Origin of the sequence: Ramlibacter sp., from assembly GCF_035627355.1 — a bacterium.
Lineage (GTDB): Bacteria > Pseudomonadota > Gammaproteobacteria > Burkholderiales > Burkholderiaceae_C > Ramlibacter.
Window position 1 is genome coordinate 171,524 of the sequence record NZ_DASPLW010000007.1, and the last position, 19,263, is coordinate 190,786.

General features: G+C 70.0%; 20 protein-coding genes. 10 read left to right on the forward strand and 10 right to left on the reverse strand.

All coding sequences use genetic code 11. The features are described from left to right. Positions 1 to 11: 11 nt before the first annotated feature. Genes VEC03_RS02260 through VEC03_RS02275 form a run of 4 tightly spaced genes read right to left on the reverse strand, consistent with a single transcriptional unit; the run spans position 12 to position 3,825 of the window. On the reverse strand, positions 12 to 782 hold the full coding sequence (locus tag VEC03_RS02260) for a TerC family protein (protein ID WP_324912662.1): 771 nt from the start codon (positions 780 to 782) through the stop codon (positions 12 to 14). 29 nt (positions 783 to 811) lie between these two features. Continuing rightward, positions 812 to 1,999 (reverse strand): AI-2E family transporter, encoded by a 1,188-nt coding sequence (locus VEC03_RS02265; RefSeq protein WP_324912507.1) that lies wholly within the window; start codon positions 1,997 to 1,999, stop codon positions 812 to 814. Positions 2,000 to 2,038: 39 nt separating this feature from the next. Continuing rightward, complete coding sequence (locus VEC03_RS02270; RefSeq protein WP_324912508.1) at positions 2,039 to 2,782, reverse strand: LytTR family DNA-binding domain-containing protein; 744 nt, start codon at positions 2,780 to 2,782, stop codon at positions 2,039 to 2,041. After that, positions 2,779 to 3,825 (reverse strand): sensor histidine kinase, encoded by a 1,047-nt coding sequence (locus VEC03_RS02275; protein WP_324912509.1) that lies wholly within the window; start codon positions 3,823 to 3,825, stop codon positions 2,779 to 2,781. The genes VEC03_RS02270 and VEC03_RS02275 overlap by 4 nt, the downstream gene beginning before the upstream one ends. A gap of 92 nt (positions 3,826 to 3,917) precedes the next feature. Here VEC03_RS02275 and argH point away from each other — a divergent pair, with 92 nt between their 5' ends. The 3 genes from argH to dinB all read left to right on the forward strand — a co-directional run bounded on the left by argH (position 3,918) and on the right by dinB (position 7,856). Continuing rightward, entirely contained in the window at positions 3,918 to 5,309 is a 1,392-nt protein-coding gene (gene argH, locus VEC03_RS02280) for an argininosuccinate lyase (protein WP_324912510.1), read from the forward strand. 104 nt (positions 5,310 to 5,413) lie between these two features. Beyond that, entirely contained in the window at positions 5,414 to 6,586 is a 1,173-nt protein-coding gene (locus tag VEC03_RS02285) for an alpha-hydroxy acid oxidase (RefSeq protein WP_324912511.1), read from the forward strand. An 85-nt stretch (positions 6,587 to 6,671) separates the two neighbouring features. Further along, positions 6,672 to 7,856: a DNA polymerase IV gene (gene dinB, locus VEC03_RS02290; protein ID WP_324912663.1), complete on the forward strand. Its 1,185-nt coding sequence runs from the start codon at positions 6,672 to 6,674 to the stop codon at positions 7,854 to 7,856. A 23-nt stretch (positions 7,857 to 7,879) separates the two neighbouring features. Here the strand turns inward: dinB and queF are convergent, their stop codons facing one another. The 4 genes from queF to VEC03_RS02310 form a co-directional block, all read right to left on the reverse strand. Then, complete coding sequence (queF, locus tag VEC03_RS02295) at positions 7,880 to 8,728, reverse strand: NADPH-dependent 7-cyano-7-deazaguanine reductase QueF (RefSeq protein WP_324912512.1); 849 nt, start codon at positions 8,726 to 8,728, stop codon at positions 7,880 to 7,882. A gap of 64 nt (positions 8,729 to 8,792) precedes the next feature. After that, a complete protein-coding gene (locus VEC03_RS02300) occupies positions 8,793 to 9,653 on the reverse strand; it encodes a 2OG-Fe(II) oxygenase (protein WP_324912513.1) in 861 nt (286 codons plus the stop codon). Then, positions 9,650 to 10,426 carry a peroxide stress protein YaaA gene (yaaA, locus tag VEC03_RS02305; RefSeq protein WP_324912514.1) on the reverse strand — a complete coding sequence of 259 codons (777 nt, stop codon included), beginning with the start codon at positions 10,424 to 10,426 and terminating at the stop codon, positions 9,650 to 9,652. Before yaaA ends, VEC03_RS02300 begins: the two co-directional genes overlap by 4 nt. A gap of 17 nt (positions 10,427 to 10,443) precedes the next feature. After that, positions 10,444 to 10,716: a hypothetical protein gene (locus tag VEC03_RS02310; protein WP_324912515.1), complete on the reverse strand. Its 273-nt coding sequence runs from the start codon at positions 10,714 to 10,716 to the stop codon at positions 10,444 to 10,446. A 63-nt stretch (positions 10,717 to 10,779) separates the two neighbouring features. Here VEC03_RS02310 and hemA point away from each other — a divergent pair, with 63 nt between their 5' ends. From hemA to VEC03_RS02335, 5 genes are all read left to right on the forward strand, one after another. Next, positions 10,780 to 12,051: a glutamyl-tRNA reductase gene (gene hemA / locus VEC03_RS02315; protein ID WP_324912516.1), complete on the forward strand. Its 1,272-nt coding sequence runs from the start codon at positions 10,780 to 10,782 to the stop codon at positions 12,049 to 12,051. 97 nt (positions 12,052 to 12,148) lie between these two features. Further along, positions 12,149 to 13,246: a peptide chain release factor 1 gene (gene prfA, locus VEC03_RS02320; protein ID WP_324912517.1), complete on the forward strand. Its 1,098-nt coding sequence runs from the start codon at positions 12,149 to 12,151 to the stop codon at positions 13,244 to 13,246. Beyond that, positions 13,243 to 14,070, forward strand: a complete 828-nt coding sequence (gene prmC, locus VEC03_RS02325) for a peptide chain release factor N(5)-glutamine methyltransferase (RefSeq protein WP_324912518.1) — start codon at positions 13,243 to 13,245, stop codon at positions 14,068 to 14,070. Before prfA ends, prmC begins: the two co-directional genes overlap by 4 nt. Before the next feature lie 53 nt (positions 14,071 to 14,123). After that, positions 14,124 to 14,471, forward strand: a complete 348-nt coding sequence (gene grxD / locus VEC03_RS02330; protein ID WP_324912519.1) for a Grx4 family monothiol glutaredoxin — start codon at positions 14,124 to 14,126, stop codon at positions 14,469 to 14,471. 148 nt (positions 14,472 to 14,619) lie between these two features. After that, positions 14,620 to 15,618, forward strand: a complete 999-nt coding sequence (locus VEC03_RS02335) for an AAA family ATPase (protein ID WP_324912520.1) — start codon at positions 14,620 to 14,622, stop codon at positions 15,616 to 15,618. Between the two features lie 3 nt (positions 15,619 to 15,621). Here VEC03_RS02335 and VEC03_RS02340 read toward each other — a convergent pair whose 3' ends face one another. Both VEC03_RS02340 and VEC03_RS02345 read right to left on the reverse strand, forming a co-directional pair. After that, complete coding sequence (locus VEC03_RS02340) at positions 15,622 to 16,269, reverse strand: lytic transglycosylase domain-containing protein (protein WP_414708445.1); 648 nt, start codon at positions 16,267 to 16,269, stop codon at positions 15,622 to 15,624. Beyond that, positions 16,266 to 18,011: a proline--tRNA ligase gene (locus VEC03_RS02345; protein ID WP_324912521.1), complete on the reverse strand. Its 1,746-nt coding sequence runs from the start codon at positions 18,009 to 18,011 to the stop codon at positions 16,266 to 16,268. Before VEC03_RS02345 ends, VEC03_RS02340 begins: the two co-directional genes overlap by 4 nt. 99 nt (positions 18,012 to 18,110) lie before the next feature. Between VEC03_RS02345 and VEC03_RS02350 the strand changes: the two genes are divergently transcribed. Both VEC03_RS02350 and VEC03_RS02355 read left to right on the forward strand, forming a co-directional pair. After that, the gene (locus VEC03_RS02350; protein ID WP_324912522.1) at positions 18,111 to 18,767 is read left to right on the forward strand and encodes an RNA pyrophosphohydrolase; all 657 of its coding nucleotides are present in this window, start codon (positions 18,111 to 18,113) and stop codon (positions 18,765 to 18,767) included. Further along, entirely contained in the window at positions 18,757 to 19,257 is a 501-nt protein-coding gene (locus VEC03_RS02355; RefSeq protein WP_324912523.1) for a CNP1-like family protein, read from the forward strand. The genes VEC03_RS02350 and VEC03_RS02355 overlap by 11 nt, the downstream gene beginning before the upstream one ends. The last annotated feature ends 6 nt before the right edge of the window (positions 19,258 to 19,263 follow it).

Genomic DNA, 19,263 nt, shown 5'->3' on the forward strand with positions numbered 1-19,263 from the left:
ACGCCGCCGGCTCAGCGCCGGCCGCCCGCAGCCTTCTCGTACTCGCTGCGGTCCTGCAGCGGCACGGTGGCGCGCCGCCGCAGGCGCAGGTTGAGCATCTCCACCGCGACCGAGAACGCCATTGCGAAATACACGTAGCCCTTGGGCACGTGGAACTCGAAGCCGTCGGCGATCAGCACCATGCCGACCATGATCAGGAAGGACAGCGCCAGCATCTTCACCGTCGGGTGCCGGGAAACGAAGCGGCCGATCGGGCCGGCGAACAGCATCATCATCCCGACCGAGGCGACCACCGCCGCCATCATCACGGCCAGTTCGTCGACCATGCCGACCGCGGTGATGATGGAATCAAGCGAGAACACCATGTCCACCAGCATGATCTGCACGATCACGGCGCCGAAGGTGGACTTGATCGCCATCGAGCCCTCGTGGTGTTCCTCGCCCTGCAGCGAGGCGTGGATCTCGCCGGTGCTCTTCCAGATCAGGAACAGGCCGCCGGCGATCAGGATCAGGTCGCGGCCGGACACCTCCTGGTCCACCAGCGGCAGCGTGAACAGCGGCGCCGTCAGGCCGATGATCCAGGCCAGCACCAGCAGCAGGCCCAGGCGCATGAACATGGCCATGAACAGGCCGAGTCGGCGGGCCCGCTCGCGCTGGTGCGGCGGCAGCTTGTCCACCAGGATGGAGATGAAGACGATGTTGTCGATGCCCAGCACCAGCTCCAGCGCGGTGAGGGTGAGCAGCGCGATCCAGGCCTGGGGATCGGTCAGCAGTCCGGCGATGTTCTCCATGACGGCGATTCTCCCGGGGTTCAGGTGCCGAGCAGCTCGCCGACCGGCTTGAGGTGTTCCACCCGGTCGCACACCGCCTTGATCACCATCATGATCGGGATGCCCAGCAGCAGGCCCCACACGCCCCACAGCCAGCCCCAGAACAGCACGCCGATGAACACGGACACGGCGTTCATGCGGCTTGCCTTGCTGGTCAGCCAGGGCACCAGCAGGTAGCCCTCCACGGTGTTGATCAGCAGCGAGGCGCCGACGACCAGCAGCGGCAGCTCCAGTTCGCCGGCCTGAAGGAAGGCCACCAGCCCCGCGGCCAGGGTCACCAGGATGGAGCCGACGTAGGGCACCAGGTTGAGGACGCCCGCGGCCACGCCCCACACCGCCGCGTGCTCCATGCCGAGCAGGGCGAACACCACGGCGGTGATGACGCCGACGCCGAGGCTGGCCAGCAGCTGGACCAGCAGGTAGCGCTGGATCTGCACGTTGATCTCGTCCAGCGCCTGCACGGTCAGCTTCTTCTCCGACAGGCCCGGGCCCGCGATCCGCACCAGCTTGCGCCGGAAGGTGTCGCCCGAGAGCAGCAGGAAGTAGGTCAGGAACGTCACCACGACGACCTGCCCCACCAGGCTGACCAGGCCCACGGTGCCGCTCCACAGGTGCTCGCGGATGTCGAACCGGGGCTTCTCCACCACCACCCGCTGCACGCCGCGCTGGGGCCGCGCCGACTGGGTGTTGCGGTCCGCGGCTTCGGCCGCCTTCTCCAGCTCGGCCGCGGCCTTCTGCACCGGCTCCAGCGGGGTCTTGCGACCGGTCCGGTCTTGCACCGCCGCCCGCACGCGCTCGGCCGCCGCCGGCAGCGATTCGATCAGCTCGTTGGCGTCGTCGGTCAGCGACCACAGCGCCGTGCCGCTGCCGGACAGGATGGCCAGGATCAGGCCACCTGCGGCGGCCGCCCGCGGAATGTGCAAACGCACCATCGCGTCCACGACCGGGGCCAGCGCGTAGTAGAAGACGAAGCCCAGCATGAGCGGGATGAAGAAGGCGCTACCCCAGCGCAGCACCGCCAGCACCGCCAGGGTGGCCAGCACCGCCAGCGCCAGGCTGCGCGGGTCGGCCTGCGGCTGCATCACCGACTGCGGCGGTTCCTTGGGGTCGATGTCCTGCGGGGAAGGGACCTCCTCCAGCACGGTGTCGACTTGATGCTCCGGATCCATGGGGATAGCCCTCGCTGCAACGAGTCCCCCTGCCCCGCGCTAACGCGTCAGCGCCTCCCGCACGGCCGTCAGCTGGCGCCGCGATACCGCCAGCAGCTCATCGATGCCGTTGAGCCGTATCGCCCAGCCCTCGCCCTCTTCGGGGTCGTCGTGCTTTTCCAGCGCCCGCACCGCCCGCAAGGCGACCAGCGCATTGCGATGGACCCGCAGGAACTGCGGCGCGTGGCGCTCTTCCAGCTCGCTGAGCGACGCATCCAGAATATAGCTGCGGGTCGCGGTGCGGACGGTCACGTATTTGAGTTCGGCCTTGAAATAGAGAACCTCCGACAGCGGAACGCGCTCCGTTCTGCCACGGTCCTGGATCACCAGCATCTCCTGCGGCTCGCCGGCGGGGGCCCGCCGCGCCGCCAGCGCCCGTTCCACCTTCTGCAGCGCCACCTGCAGGCGCTCCAGCCGCACCGGCTTGGTCAGGTAGTCCACCGCTTCCAGCTCGAAGGCTTCCACCGCGTGCTCGGCGTGCGCGGTGACGAACACGACGGCGGGCTCGCGCGGCATGCCGCGCATGGCCTGCGCCAGCGCCAGCCCATCGGCGCCCGGCATGCGCACGTCCAGCAGCAGCGCGTCGAAGCTGCCCCGCCGCAGGGCTTCCATGGCCTCGGTCGCGTTGGCCGCCTCGCCGGCCACGCGCGCGGCCGGCGCGCGGCAATCCGACAGCAGGGTGCGCAGCCGCGCGCGTGCCAGCAGTTCGTCGTCGACCACCAGAACCTGCAGCGCTTCGCTCATGCCGGAACCTCCATCCTGACCTGGTAGATGCCGTCCTTCAGGACGGTTCGGAACTGGGCCTGCACGTCGTGGAGCAGGCGCAGGCGGTCACGCACGTTGGCCTGCGCGACGCCGTGGCCGGGGCGGCCCTGGCCCGCCGGCACCGTGTTGGTCACCTTGATCACGACGCTGGCGCCGCGCCGCTGCGTGCTGATCTTCACCTCGGCGCCGCTCGAACTGGGCTCCACCCCGTGCTTGACGGCGTTCTCCACCAGCGGCTGCAGGAACAGCGGCGGGACCTTGGCCTTGCCCGCCGCCGGGTCGATGGCCCATTCGACCTGCAATCGTTCGCCGAACCGGACCTGCTCAATGGCCAGGTAGTGGCGCGCCAGTACCACTTCTTCCTCCAGGGTCACCGCTTCGCCCTGGTCGGCCAGGGCGCGCCGGAACAGGTCGCTCAGGTCCTCCAGCACGGCCTCGGCGCGCGCCGGGTCCTCGCGCACCAGCGCGATCGCCGTGTTGAGGGTGTTGAACAGGAAATGGGGCTGGATGCGCGCCTGCAGCTCGGACAGGCGGGCGGTCGTCTCGGCCGGCATGCGGCCCTTGGCCCGCAGCGCCAGCGCCGCCAGCAGCGCCGCGGCCATCAGCGCGCCCGCGAAGGCCGACGCCACCCAGGGCGCCGGCGCCGGCCAGGTCACCAGCGCCACCAGCCCGCAGCCGTACAGGCCGGCCAAGGCGCCCATCGCGATGCCGGCCACGTGCTGGGCGGGCTGCGGCAGTCGGGCCAGCAGGCGCTTGAGGCTGCAGCCCGCCACCAGCCACGCCAGGGTGGCGGGCAGCGCGGCGCCACTGAGCATGGACAGGCGCACCAGCCACTCGCGCAGGCCTTCCGCGCCGAACATGGCCCCGACGGCCATCACGGCCTCGACGGACAGCACCGCCCGCAGCACCACCCCGATCTGGCAGGCATCGAACAGCAGCACCTGCGGCGGCGCGGGCGGCACCTGGCCGCGACCGCCGTCGGGGAGGTCCTGGAAGGCCGATAAAATTTGCGAGTCTTTCATGCTGAGCAGGCGCAGCCCGATTATTGGTGAATCGGGGCGCCCGGCCCCCTCGGGCCAACCACCTATCCCGGGCGCCGCCCCGGTCCCCGTCCATGTCGCAACTCGATCACAAGTCCCAGGCCTGGTCCGCGCTGTTCTCCGAACCGGTGAGCGAGCTGGTCCAGCGCTACACCGCCAGCGTCGGCTTCGACCAGCGCCTGTGGCGCGCCGACATCCGGGGCTCGCTGGCCCACGCCGCCATGCTGGCCGACCGCGGCATCATCTCCGCGCAGGACCTGGCGGACATCCGGCGCGGACTGGCGCAGGTCACCCAGGAGATCGAATCCGGCACCTTCGACTGGAAGCTGGAACTCGAAGACGTGCACCTGAACGTCGAGGCCCGCCTGACCCAGCTGGTGGGCGACGCCGGCAAGCGCCTGCACACCGGCCGCAGCCGCAACGACCAGGTCGCCACCGACGTGCGCCTGTGGCTGCGCGGCGAGATCGACCTGATCACCGGCCTGCTGTCCGAGCTGCAGCTGGCGCTGCTCGGGCTGGCCGAGCAGAACGCCGACGTGATCCTGCCCGGCTTCACCCACCTGCAGGTGGCACAGCCGGTGAGCTTCGGCCACCACATGCTGGCCTACGTCGAGATGTTCGCGCGCGACGCCGAGCGCATGGCCGACGTGCGCAAGCGGGTCAACCGGCTGCCGCTGGGCGCGGCCGCGCTGGCGGGCACCAGCTACCCGCTGGACCGCGAGGCCGTCGCCCGGGCGCTGGACATGGACGGCGTGTGCCAGAACTCGCTGGACGCGGTGAGCGATCGCGACTTCGCCATCGAATTCACCGCCGCGGCAACGCTGGCGATGGTGCACGTCAGCCGGCTGTCGGAGGAACTGATCCTGTGGATGAGCCAGAACTTCGGCTTCATCCGCATCGCCGACCGCTTCACCACCGGCTCGTCCATCATGCCGCAGAAGAAGAACCCGGACGTGCCCGAGCTCGCGCGCGGCAAGACCGGCCGCGTGGCCGGCCACCTGGTCGCCCTGGTGACCCTGATGAAGGGCCAGCCGCTGGCCTACAACAAGGACAACCAGGAGGACAAGGAGCCGCTGTTCGACACGGTGGACACGCTGCGCGACACGCTGCGCATCTTCGCCGACATGATGGGCGGCATCACGGTGAACCCCGAGGCCATGGAGCAGGCCGCGCGCAAGGGCTTCGCCACCGCCACCGACCTGGCCGACTACCTGGTCAAGAAGGGCCTGCCGTTCCGCGACGCCCACGAGACCGTGGCGCACGCCGTCAAGGCGGCGCAGCAGCAGGGCTGCGATCTGTCGGAGCTGCCGCTGGCCACGCTGCAAGGCTTCCACCCGTCGATCGGCGAGGACGTGTTCCAGGTCCTCTCGCTGCGCGGCTCGCTGGACGCCCGCCGGGTGCTGGGTGGCACCGCGCCGGAACAGGTGCGGGCGCAGGTCGCGCGCCACCGGCAGCGACTGGCCTGAGGGCCGGCCGGCCGCCTGAGCAAAATTGCAGCCGCGGCGCCAAAACTTCAAATCGCCGCAACGGCCGCGGCATTAGCATGGCCGCGCCCCGGAGGAGACCCATCGTGCCCGTGATCACCAACATCGAAGACCTGCGCCAGCTGGCGCAAAAGCGCGTGCCCCGCATGTTCTACGACTATGCGGACTCGGGCTCCTGGACCGAGAGCACCTACCGCGCCAACGAGGACGACTTCGGCCGGATCCTGTTCCGCCAGCGGGTGGCGGTGAACATGGAAGGGCGCAGCACCCGCAGCACCATGGTGGGCCAGCCGGTCGCCATGCCGGTCGCCATCGCACCCACCGGGCTGACCGGCATGCAGCACGCCGACGGCGAGATCCTGGCGGCGCGCGCGGCGAAGAAGTTCGGCATCCCCTTCACGCTCTCGACCATGAGCATCTGCTCGATCGAGGACGTGGCCGCGGCGACCGACAACCACCCGTTCTGGTTCCAGCTGTACGTGATGCGCGACCGCGACTTCATCGAGCGCCTGATCGACCGCGCCAAGGCGGCCAACTGCTCGGCCCTGGTGCTGACGCTGGACCTGCAGATCCTGGGCCAGCGCCACAAGGACCTGAAGAACGGCCTGTCGGCGCCGCCGAAGCTGACCGCCGCCAACATCCTGGACATGATGACCAAGCCGCGCTGGTGCCTGGGCATGCTGGGCACGAAGCGGCGGCAGTTCGGCAACATCGTCGGCCACGTCAAGGGCGTGGAGAACATGGGTTCGCTGTCCGAGTGGACCGCCAAGCAGTTCGACCCGCGCCTGTCCTGGGACGACGTGCAGTGGATCAAGAAGCGCTGGGGCGGCAAGCTGATCCTCAAGGGCATCCAGGACGTGGAGGACGCCCGCCTGGCGGTGGACTCCGGCGCCGACGCACTGATCGTGTCCAACCACGGCGGCCGCCAGCTCGATGGCGCGCCCTCCTCCATCTCCGCGCTGCCGGAGATCGCCGATGCGGTGGGCGATCGCATCGAGGTGCACATGGACGGCGGTATCCGCTCCGGCCAGCACGTGCTCAAGGCGGTGGCGCTGGGCGCCAAGGGCACCTACATCGGCCGCGCCTTCCTGTACGGCCTGGGCGCGATGGGCGAGGAAGGCGTCACCCGGGCGCTGGAGATCATCCACAAGGAACTCGATCTCTCCATGGCCTTCTGCGGCCGCACCGACATCGCCACGGTCGACAAGGGCATCCTGCTGCCGGGAAGCTATCCCACGGGCACGCCGGCCGGCCACTGAGCCCCCTCGCCGCGCCGCCGGCAGGCCGCCGGCGTCGGAGAAAATCGCTGCCGTGACCCTGCAGCGCCGCATCGCCCACCTGGACATGGACGCTTTCTTCGCGTCGGTGGAACTGCTGCGCTACCCGCAGCTCAAGGGCTTGCCGGTGGTGATCGGCGGCGGCCGGCGCAAGGTCGACGAGATGCTGCGTGACCGCTTCGCCGGCCGGCCCCTGTCCGAGATCCCGCCCGAGGCCTTCCCGCTGCTGAAGGACTACGTCGGCCGCGGGGTGATCACCACCGCCACCTACCCGGCGCGGCAGTTCGGGGTCGGTTCGGCCATGGGCATGATGAAGGCCGCCCGGCTGTGCCCGCAGGCCATCGTGCTGCCGGTGGACTTCGAGGAGGTGCGCCGCTTCTCCCGCACCTTCAAGTCGGTGATCCGCGAGATCGCGCCGGTGGTGGAGGACCGCGGCATCGACGAGGTCTACATCGACTTCACCGAGGTGCCCGGCGGCCAGCGCGAGGGCGGCCGGGTGCTGGCGCGGCTGATCCAGCGATCGATCTTCGACGCCACCGGCCTGACCTGTTCGATCGGCGTGGCGTCCAACAAGCTGATCGCCAAGATGGCCAGCGAATTCGACAAGCCGAACGGCATCTCGGTGGTCCGCGAGGCGGACGTGCAGGCCCGGATCTGGCCGCTGCCGGTGCGCAAGATCAACGGCATAGGCCCCAAGTCGGAGGCGCGGCTGCACGGCCTGGGCATCCGCACGATCGGCGAGCTGGCGGCACAGGACCGCGGCTGGCTGGTGGAGCACTTCGGCCGGTCGACCGGCGCCTGGATGCACGAGGTGGCCTGGGGCCGCGACGAGCGGCCGGTCGTGACCGAGAGCGAGCCGGTCTCCATGAGCCGCGAGACCACCTTCGAGCGCGACCTGCACGCCGTGCACGACCGGGCCGAGCTGGGCGCGATCTTCACCGACCTGTGCGAGCGGGTGGCCGGCGACCTGCAGCGCAAGGGCTACGTGGGCAAGACCATAGGCATCAAGCTGCGCTACGACGATTTCCGCATCGCCACGCGCGACCAGACGGTCGACGAGTTCACGGACGATCCCCGCACCATCCGTCGCGTGGCCGGGCAATGCCTGCGGCGCGTGCCGCTGGACCGCCGGCTGCGCCTGCTGGGTGTGCGAGTTGGCAAGCTGGCCCGCGCTGACGAAGCGGCGCTGGCTGCCACGGCTTCGGCCCCGCACGCCTCCGAGCCCATCCCCGACCTGTTCCGCCAGCCCTGATACCGGCTGCGGTGCCCCTGGCGTTACTGGCGCGCGGTGCGCACGTTCGCCGGCAGGGCCGCCGGGTGGCTGGTGCGGAAGGGATTGATGTCCAGGCCGCCGCGCCGGGTGTAGCGCGCATACACGGACAGCCGGGTCGGGCGGCAGCGCTGGCGGATGTCCATGAAGATGCGTTCCACGCACTGCTCGTGGAATTCGTCGTGCTTGCGGTAGCTCACGAGGTAGCGCAGCAGCCCGCCCTGGTCGATCTGCGGCCCGAAGTAGCGGATCTGCACCGAACCCCAGTCGGGCTGCTCGGTCACCGGGCAATTGCTCTTGAGCAGGTTGCTGGTGAGCGTTTCCTCGACCGGCTGCTCGTCGAAGGCGGCCGACAGCAGCGCCGGCTGCGGCGTGTAGTCGGTGCATTCGATGTCCAGCCGGTCCAGCAGCAGGCCGTCCAGCTCGTGCACCTGCTGCTGGTCGAAGGCGTCGGCCGCCGTCAGGCGCACCCCGACCGAGCCGGCGGCATCGCTGCCCCGCCATGCGGCTTCGGCGATGTCGGTGCGCAGGCGGGCCAGCACCTCGTCGGCCGAGCCGAAGCGGCTGCCCGAGAAGCTGTTGAGGTACAGCTTGAAGGACTTGCTCTCGATGATGTTGGGGGTCTCGCAAGGCACGGTGACGTGCGCGATGGCGACGACGGGCTTGCCGCGGGGCGTCAGCCAGGACAGCTCGTAGGCGGTCCACAGGTCGGCGCCGAAGAACGGCGGCTGCGCCCCGACGCCGAGTTCCTGGCGCTTGGGGGCACGCGCGATCGGATAGAGCAGCTCGGGCGCGTAGGCCTCCGGATGCGGGGCCGGCCGGCCGAGCAGGGATTGGTCGGGGGAATTGGGCATCAGCAGTCGGGGTGGCGCGAACTCGCGGTGGCGCGCGCCGGAAGGACGGGCCGGTGGGGCGGCCCTATTCGAAGCGGCGCTCGCGCAACCACTTGGTGGCGATCCACTTCTCGCCGGCCAGCACCGGCGCGCCGCCGTGCAGCGTGCGGGTGGACGGGTGCGGGCGCTCGTAGCTGAAGAAGACGCCGTGGCCGCGCTTGGGGAACACCTCCAGGTGCACGTCGGGGAAGGTGGTGCCGCCGCCCTTTTCCGGCTCGGCCAGGTACATCACCAGCGTGCCCACGCGCTGGCCGCCGCGCCGCAGGATGGTCGGCGTGCCGGGCTCGGCCGGGTCGAAGTAGTCGTAGTGCGGCTTGTACTCGGCGCCCGGCCGGTAGTGCAGCACCTGCAGGCCTTCGCCGTTCTCTTCCGGCCAGTGCAGCACGCGGGCGATGCGCGCCTCGATCCGGCTGACCAGCGGGTTCTCGCCGCGCTGGAAGAACATGCCCTGGCTGGTGCGGTCGTCGTTGATCTCCTCGCCGCCGGTCTTGGTGGCGACCGTGAGCGAGCGCGCCATCCGCGGGCGCGCCAGCGCGATCAGTTCGTCGCATTCCTCGTCGGACAGCAGGTTGCCGAAGACGACGACGCGTGGGTTGTACATGTTCTGCAGCACGTGCACCCGCCGGTCGCCGCCATCCACGTAGAGCGGCGATTCGTCCAGCTTCGGGTCCGGCACGGGTACGGAGGGCGGCAATCCGTTGGCCACGGCCTGGCTTTCCAGGTGGCTGCGCAGCGTGCTTTCCATGGCCTCGATGGCCACTTCCTCCTGCCAGCCACTGGCCAGCATGGACCGCAGCACCGACTCGGCGCTGTGGCCGGCCTGGGCCTGGTCGACGATCCACTTTCGCAGCTCGGGCGTGACCTGCTGTTGGGTTCGGGTGGTCATGGCTGCATTTTCCGCCGGAACACCAGCCGATCGGGGCTGGAGGCCTTCGGGTCGAACCCGTAGCCCTCCAGGTCGAAATCGTGCAGCCCTTCGGGCCGGTCGATGCGCCGCTGGATGGCGTAGCGGGCCATCAGCCCGCGGGCCTTCTTGGCGAAGAAACTGATGACCTTGTACTGGCCGGACTTCCAGTCCTCGAACACGCACTCGACCACCCGGGCGTTCAGTTGCCCGCGGTCGACCGACCGGAAGTACTCCTGCGAGGCCAGGTTGACGACGACCGGGTCGCCCTCGCCGGCCAGCTCCTGGTCCAGCAGGACGGCGATCTCGCTGCCCCAGAACTGGTACAGGTTGCGTGTCCGGCCCACGGCCAAGGCGGTGCCCATTTCCAGCCGGTAGGGCTGCATCCAGTCGTAGGGGCGCAGCACGCCATACAGGCCGCTGAGCATGCGGACATGCGCCTGCGCCCAGTCCAGCTCGGTGCGCGACAGGCTGGCCGCATCCAGCCCCTCGTACACGTCGCCGGCGAAGGCCAGCACCGCCTGGCGGGCCGTAGCTTCGGTCGGCTCGGGCGACCACGCCCGGTAGCGGGCCACGTTGAGCTCGGCCAGCGCCGGGCTGATGGCCATGAGCTCGCCCACCTGCCGGGCCGACTTGCGGCGCAGCGTCGCGATCAGGCGCTGGGAGCGGTCGGCAAACCGCGGCAGCGTGCGGGGCAGGTCGCGCAGGGGCGACTCGTAGTCCAGCGTCTTCGCTGGCGAGAGCAGGAACAGCATGAAGGGAGTCGAAAGGCCTACTTCCAGCCCCGGGCCAGCAGCCACTGGGCGGAGCCGGCGGCGAGCACCATGGCCGCATAGGTGGCCATCTTGCCGTCGCGCCCGAACACCCACAGGCCCAAGCCCAGCATGGCCGCGCCGGCCAGCGCGACCAGCCCGGCCTGTGGCCAGAACCGGCCGCCTCGTGAGCCCCGCAGGACCAGGCGCGCCGCGAGCGGCAGGACCAGCCCCAGGAACAGGGCGGGCGCCAGGAAGTTCGTGAAATGGACCAGGAAATCGATCGGGCCCATGCGGCCGGGTGCTTTGATGCAGGCTAAGTGCTTGGAAATGCGGGGAATTTTATAATCCCGGCCATGGCAGTCTGGGCCTTGGGCATCAACCACACGACGGCCCCGCTCGACCTGCGGGGCCGTTTCGCCTTTGCCATCGACCAGATCGCGCCCACCCTGCAGGCGTTGCGGCACAACCTGCAGGGCACCCTGGCACGCCAGCCCGAGGCGGCCATCCTCTCCACCTGCAACCGCACCGAGATCTACTGTGCCGGCCCGGCCAACGGCGTCGAGCCCACGCTCGAATGGCTGGCCCAGTCGGGCGGCGTGTCGCCCGCCGTGCTGCGCTCGCATGCCTACGCCCTGCAGGGCGGCATGGCGGCGCGTCATGCGTTCCGGGTCGCCAGCGGGCTCGACTCCATGGTGCTGGGCGAGGCCCAGATCCTGGGCCAGCTGAAGGACGCGGTCCGGGTCGCCGACGAGGCGGGCGCGCTGGGCACCACGCTCAACCAGCTGTTCCAGCGTTCGTTCGCGGTCGCCAAGGAAGTGCGCAGCGCCACCGAGATCGGCGCGCACTCGATCAGCATGGCCGCGGCCGCAGTGCGGCTGGCCAGCCAGCTGTTCGAGGACCTCGGCCGCATCAAGGTGCTGTTCGTCGGCGCCGGCGAGATGATCGAGCTGGCAGCCACCCATTTCGCGGCCAGGAATCCGGCGCACATCGCGGTGGCCAACCGCACGCTGGAGCGCGGCGAGAAGCTGGCCCTGCGCTTCGGCGCCGAGGTGATGCGGCTGGCCGACCTGCCGGGGCGCCTGCACGAATTCGACGCGGTGATCAGCTCCACCGCCAGCCAGCTGCCCATCATCGGCCTGGGCGCGGTCGAGCGCGCGATCAAGGCGCGCAAGCACCGGCCCATGTTCATGGTCGACCTGGCCGTGCCGCGCGACATCGAGCCCGAAGTCAAGGCACTGGAGGACGTGTACCTCTACACCGTGGACGACCTCGCCCACGTGGTGCAGGCCGGGCAGGCCCAGCGCGAAGCGGCGGTGGCCCAGGCCGAAGCCATCATCGATGCGGGCGTGCAGAGCTTCCTGCACTGGATGGACCAGCGCGGCACCGTGCCGCTGATCCGCCAGCTCAATGCCCAGGCCGACGAGTGGCGCACGATGGAACTGGCGCGGGCCCGCAAGCTGCTGGCCCGGGGCGAGAGCGTCGATGCGGTGATGGAGGCCCTTTCCAAGGGGCTGACCCAGAAGATGCTGCACGGTGCCCTGGCCGAGCTGCATGCCGGCGATGCGGCCGCCCGCGAGCGCGCCAGCAGCGCGATCGAGCACTTCTTCCTGCGCAAGGAACGTTAGCTTAGTCTGAGCCCCTGCGGGGCGCATGACCTCGCTGCGCGTCGATGACGAATGGCGAATGCGCGGCGCCGTCCCCTGTCATCCGACACTCCCCTCGATGAAACCCTTCCTCCGCCAGCAACTCGAGCGCTACCCGGTCCGCCTGCAGGAACTGGACTTCTTCCTGCAGCAGCCCGACGCCGCCAATGACCTGGAGCGCTATAGGGCGCTCACGCGCGAGCACGCCGAGGTGAGCGAGGTCGCGCAGCGCTTCCAGCGCTGGCGCCAGCGCGAATCGGACCTGGCCCAGGCGCGCGAGATGCTCGAAGACGCGGACATGGCGGACATGGCGCGCGAGGAGATCGATGCCATCGAGGCGGAGCTGCCCGCGCTGGAGGAGGAACTGCAGCTGCTGCTGCTGCCCAAGGATCCCAACGACGCGCGCAATGCGTTCGTGGAGATCCGGGCCGGAACCGGCGGCGACGAGTCGGCGCTGTTCGCCGGCGACCTGCTGCGCATGTACACCCGCTATGCCGAGCGCCAGGGCTGGCGCTGCGAAGTCGTGAGCGAAAGCGAGGGCGAGGTCGGCGGCTTCAAGGAAGTGGTGCTGCGCATCGTGGGCGACGGCGTCTACGGCAAGCTCAAGTTCGAGTCGGGCGGCCACCGCGTGCAGCGCGTCCCCGCCACCGAGACGCAGGGCCGCATCCACACCAGCGCCTGCACCGTGGCCGTGCTGGCCGAACCCGACGAGGCGCAGGCGGTCCAGATCAACCCGGCCGACCTGCGCATCGACACCTTCCGTGCCAGCGGCGCCGGCGGGCAGCACATCAACAAGACCGATTCGGCCGTCCGCATCACCCACATCCCGACCGGCATGGTCGCCGAGTGCCAGGACGACCGCTCGCAGCATCGCAACAAGGCCAAGGCCCTGCAGGTGCTGGCCGCGCGCATCCAGGAGAAGGAACGCAGCGAGCGCGAGGCCCGGGAAGCGGCCACCCGCAAGGGCCTGATCGGCAGCGGCGACCGCAGCGACCGCATCCGCACCTACAACTTCCCCCAGGGCCGGGTGACCGACCACCGGATCAACCTGACGCTGTACAAGCTGACCTTCGTGATGGAAGGCGAGCTCGACGAACTGGTCGAAGGCCTGCTGCTGGCGCGCAAGGCGGAACAGCTGCAGGAGCTCGAGCTCGGGCTGGGCGCGCCGGCCGCATGACCCTGGCGGACGCGCTGCGGCAGGCCGCCGCCCAGGGGGTGGCGCGGATCGACGCGCACCTGCTACTGCTGCACGTGCTCGGCCGGCCCGGCAGCGACCGCGCCTGGCTGCTCGCCCATGACGACGATGCCCTCGCGCCGGCTGCCGCCGAATCCTTCCGGGTGTTGTGCGACCGCCGGCTGGCCGGCGAGCCGGTGGCCTACCTGACCGGGCGCAAGGAATTCTTCGGAATGGAGCTCGCCATCGATCCGCGCGTGCTGGTGCCGCGCCCCGAGACCGAGACCCTGGTCGAATGGGCGCTGCAGGCGATCGAAGGCCTTCGCGGGCCGCGCATCGTGGACCTGGGCACGGGCAGCGGTGCCATCGCGCTGGCGCTCGCCAGCCGGAGGCCGGATGCGCGGATCGAGGCCGTCGACGCCAGCGCCGGCGCCCTCGAAGCCGCCGGCGGCAACGCACGCCGGCTGGGCCTGGCGGTCCAGCTCAGCCAGGGGGACTGGCTCGACGGCTGCGAGGGCCCCTATGACCTGGTCGTGAGCAACCCGCCGTACGTGCGCGCGGGCGACGAGCACCTGGCCGCGCTGGCCCATGAGCCCCTGCAGGCGCTTGCGGCCGGGGCGGACGGCCTGGACGACCTGCGCCGGATCATCGTGGCGGCCCCGGCGCGGCTGGTGCCCGGCGGCTGGCTGCTGCTGGAGCACGGCTGGGACCAGGCCGAGGCCGTGCGCGCGCTCCTGCAGGGCGCCGGATTCGGCGACATCGAGACCCGGAAAGACCTCGCCGGAATTGACCGGTGTTCGGGCGGGCGGCGGCCCGAGCGGGGATAATCCGCCCCAGACTAGTCGGGGCCGTGCGCCCCACCCTCCTGGAGAAACGAAACATGAGCGACGTCCAGCAACGCATCGACCAGCTGGTCAAGAACAACGAGGTGCTGCTGTTCATGAAGGGCAGCGCCAGCTTCCCCATGTGCGGCTTCTCGGGCCGTGCGGTGCAGGTCCTCAAGGCCTGCGGCGTGGACCCCGACAAACTGGCGACCGTGAACGTACTGGAGGACGACGAGATCCGCCAGGGCATCAAGGACTACAGCAGCTGGCCGACCATTCCGCAGCTCTACGTGCGCGGCGAGTTCATCGGCGGCTCGGACATCATGATGGAGATGTACCAGAGCGGCGAGCTGCAGCAGGTGCTCGGCGCCAGCGCCGGCAAGGCGGCCGGCTCCCAGGGCTGAAGCCCGCCATCATCAGCAGCCGGCAACGCCGGCTGCCACCGCCCGCCTCGGCATATTGCCGACACCATCTCGCGGTTGCGGTCCGACTCGATTGAACTCCCGCTCGTCCTATGCTGGAATGGTTCCAGCTGAGTAGGAGTTCGCGAGCATGGAAAGCCGAAGTCTGGTTCCCCATCAAGCCGATTCGTTCAGGCTCCCGATCGCGCACGTGCGCAACGTGTTCCGCCCGCACGAGGTGGAGCGCAAGCTGGCCAAGCTGCCCGGCAAGGACCACGAGAACCTGCGCAGCACCTACGAGCGCATGCTGGAGCGCGGCCCCGAGCGCTTCCAGGTCAAGCCCAGCGGCGTCCCCGACATGGCGGCGCTGTACGCCGAGCTGCCCAATTTCGCCGACGCGCTGGACGACCTCAAGCGCCACGTCGCCCTGTCGCAGGACAGCCGCGATGGCCTGGAGGTCACCCCTATGCTGCTGCTGGGGCCGCCCGGCATCGGCAAGACCCACTTCGCGCGCAAGCTCGCCGAGTTGCTGGGTACCGGCATGAACCTGGTGCCCATGAGTTCGATGACGGCGGGCTGGCTGCTGTCCGGCGCCTCCTCGCAGTGGAAGGGCGCCAAGCCCGGCAAGGTGTTCGAGGCGCTGGTCGAAGGGCAGTACGCGAACCCGGTGATCGTGGTCGACGAGATCGACAAGGCGTCGGCGGACGCGCAGTACGACCCGCTCGGCGCCCTCTACGGCCTGCTGGAACACGACACCGCGCAGGCCTTCGTCGATGAGTTCGCGGAGGTGTCCATCGACGCCAGCCAGGTGATCTGGGTCCTGACCGCCAATGACGACCGCGGCATCCCCGAGCCGATCCTCAACCGCATGAACGTGTTCGAGATCGAGCCGCCCTCCTTCGAGGCGGCGCGCCAGATCGCCCGCAACCTCTATCGCAGCATCCGCGGCGAACACGGCTGGGGCTCGCGTTTCCAGCCGGAGCCCACCGACGCCGTGCTCGACCTGCTGGCGGAACTGGCGCCGCGCGAGATGCGCCGTGCGCTCATGACCGGCTTCGGGAATGCGCGCCTGGACCAGCGCGACGAGATCGGGGTGGACGACCTGCCCAAGCCGGTCTCGGCCAAGGGCCGCATCGGCTTCCTGCAGTAGCGGTCAGCTGGTGGCGCCAGCGGGTGCCTTGGGCGGCACCGGATCGGTGAACTGCCAGTGGCGGGCCGCCGCGAAAACTGCCCGTGGGTATTGCGGCTTGCCGCGGCTGCCGTTGTACCGCCCCAGCGACATGAACAGGTCGCCGCGCTCGCGGTCGACGTAGTGGCGCAGGATCACGCAGCCGAAGCGCAGGTTGGTCTGCATGTGGAACAGCTTGCCGGGGTCGCCGTCGCCGATCAGCCGGCTCCAGAACGGCATGACCTGCATGTAGCCGCGCGCGCCCACGCGGCTGACGGCGAACTTGCGGAAGGCGCTCTCCACCTGGATCAGGCCGAGCACCAGGCCGGTGTCAAGGCCAGCGCGCTTGCTCTCGTACCAGACCGTCTGCAGGAATTCCTTGCGCTCCTGCCAGTCGGGCTTGCGGCGTGCCAGCCGCGGACTCATGGTGCCCAGCCAGCGCAGGTAGGCCAGCCGCGATTCGGTGTCGGCGAACTCGGGCACCGGCGGGGCCGAGTTGGCGATGGCCGAACTCAGGGCCGTGCGCACCGAGTCGGCCAGCGGCTCCTCGATCTGCGCGCCGGCGCGTGCCGGCAGCGACCAGGGCGCGGCCCCGCACGCCAGCAGCGCCAGCGCGCGGCGCCGGCCGATCACGCCTGCAGGCGGCCGCGCAGGAACGCCAGCGCCTCGCCGGCCGGCACCTGCGTGGCCGCGGCGTCGCGGCGGTGCTGGTATTCGAGCTGGCCGTCCTTCAGACCGCGGTCGGAGATCACCAGCCGGTGCGGCACGCCGATCAATTCCCAGTCGGCGAACATCGCGCCAGGGCGCTCGCCGCGGTCGTCCAGCATCACGTCGACGCCGGCTGCCACCAGGTCGTCGTGCAGCTTCTGCGCCGCCTCGCGCACCGCGGGGCTGCGGTCCATGCCGATCGGGCACAGCACCACGGTGAACGGCGCGATCGCATCCGGCCAGATGATGCCGCGCGCATCGTGGTTCTGCTCGATGGCGGCGGCCGGCAGGCGGGTGATGCCGATGCCGTAGCAACCCATCTCCATGGGCTGCGGCTTGCCGGCCTCGTCGAGGAAGGTGGCCTGCATCGGCTCGCTGTACTTGGTGCCGAGATAGAAGATGTGGCCGACCTCGATGCCGCGCTCGATCGCCAGCCGGCCCTTGCCGTCCGGCGACAGGTCGCCCTCGACCACGTTGCGCAGGTCGGCCACGGCGTCGGGTTCGGGCAGGTCGCGCCCCCAGTTCACGCCGGTCAGGTGGAAGCCTTCGTCGTTGGCGCCGCAGACCCAGTCGGCCATCACCGCGACCTCGCGGTCGGCCACGATGCGCACCGGCTGCTTCAGCCCGATCGGGCCCAGGTAGCCGGGCGGCGTGCCGAAGTGCTCGACGATCTCGGTGGTGGTGGCGAAGCGGAAGCCCTGGTCCAGGCCGGCCACCTTGCCGACCTTGATCTCGTTCATGTCGTGGTCGCCGCGCAGCAGCAGCAGCCAGAGCTGCGTCTGCGTGACCGCGCCGGCCTCGTCGAGCTGGTCGGTCGCCAGCACCAGCGACTTGACGGTGCGGTCCAGCGGGAGGCCGAGCAGCTCGGCGACCTCCGCGCAGGTGCTCTTGCCGGGCGTCGGCGTCTTCTCCATGGCTTGACCGGCGGACGGGCGCGGGCCCGCCGGCGCCAGCGCTTCGGCCTTCTCCATGTTGGCCGCGTAGTCGCTGTCCGGGCAGTACACGACCGCGTCCTCGCCGGTGGCGGCGATCACCTGGAATTCTTCCGACAGGTCGCCGCCGATGGCGCCGCTGTCCGCCGCCACAGCGCGGTAGCGCAGGCCGAAGCGGTCGAAGATCGCGCGGTAAGCCTTCGCCATCACCTGGTAGCTCGCCTTGGCGCCGGCGGCGTCGCGGTCGAAGCTGTAGGCGTCCTTCATGATGAACTCGCGGCTGCGCATCACGCCGAAGCGCGGGCGCCGCTCGTCGCGGAACTTGGTCTGGATGTGATACAGGTTCTTCGGCAGCTGCTTGTAGCTGCGCAACTCCTGGCGCCCGATGTCGGTGACGACTTCCTCGCTGGTCGGCTGGATGACGAAGTCGCGCTCATGGCGATCCTTCACCCGCATCAGCTCGGGACCCATCTTCGACCAGCGGCCGGTCTCCTGCCAGTACTCGGCCGGCTGCACCACCGGCATCAGCAGTTCCACCGCGCCGGCGCGGTTCATTTCCTCGCGCACGATCGCCTCGATCTTGCGCACCACGCGCAGGCCCATGGGCATCCAGGTGTAGATGCCGGCGCCCAGCTTCCTGACCATGCCCGCCCGCATCATCAGCTGGTGGCTCACCACCTCGGCATCGGCGGGTGCTTCCTTGAGCGTGGAGATCAGGAACTGTGAGGCTTTCATTCGGAAACGCGGGGGGAGGGAGCGAGGCTGCTGAGTTCCTTGGCGTGCGCGCAAGGCGCCGTGCATAATGGACTCAGTTCAAAAGTTTGGGGTTTGATTATGCTTGACCGGGACGGCTTCAGGCCCAACGTCGGCATCATCCTGCTCAACCAGAAAAACCAGGTGTTCTGGGGCAAGCGAATCCGCACCCACAGCTGGCAGTTTCCGCAAGGCGGGATCGATCGCGGGGAGACGCCCGAACAGGCGATGTTCCGCGAGTTGCACGAAGAGGTCGGGCTCATGCCCGAACACGTGCGCATCATCGCCCGCACGCGCGACTGGTTGCGCTACGAGGTGCCGGATCGCTACATCCGCCGCGATGCGCGCGGCCACTACAAGGGCCAGAAGCAGATCTGGTACCTGCTGCAGCTGACGGGCCAGGACTGGAACCTGAACCTGCGCGCCACCAACCATCCCGAGTTCGACGCCTGGCGCTGGAACGACTACTGGGTGCCGCTGGACGTGGTGGTCGAATTCAAGCGCGGCGTCTACGAGATGGCGCTGACCGAGCTGGCCCGCTACGTGCCGCGCCACGACCACCGCAACCGCTACCTGCGCAGCGGCATGCGTTCGCGCGACGCGGCGCCGCACGACGCCGGTCCGGCCGAACCCGCCCTGCCCGGCCCCTCGTTCGAGCTGCCCCCTGGCGCAACCTTCGAACCCGACCCGCAATCCGCCCTGCAGGTCCAACCGGCGGGAAGCAACCGTGCGTCCTAGCGCCGCGCTGTGCGCGCTGGCGCTGTGCGGAGCCGCGCATGCGCAGCTGGTCGACGTCGATCCGGACTGGAAGGAGGCCGCGGCCCCGCCGCCGCCGGCGCTGAACACCTCCCGCCTGGTGCCCCTGGAGATGCGCGGCACGGAGCTGCGCTGGGGCGTGGATCCGTCCTCCATCAGCATCGGCCCCGATGGCGTGGTGCGTTACGTGGTGGTGGCGCAAAGCGACAGCGGCGCGGTCAATGCCATCTACGAGGGGCTGCGCTGCAACACGGCGGAGTCGACGGTGTACGCGCGCCATGCCGGCGACCAGTGGGTGCCCGCTCCCGATCGCGAATGGAAACCGATCCACGGCAGCGGGGCGCGGCGGCACACGCTGCTGATCGCGCGCGGCGGCGCCTGCATGGGCCATGCCCCGAACCGCTCGCCGGAGCACATCGCGATCGACCTGGGCAAGCCGGCCGACACCCGCTTCCGGCCCGAACTGCGCTGACCCACC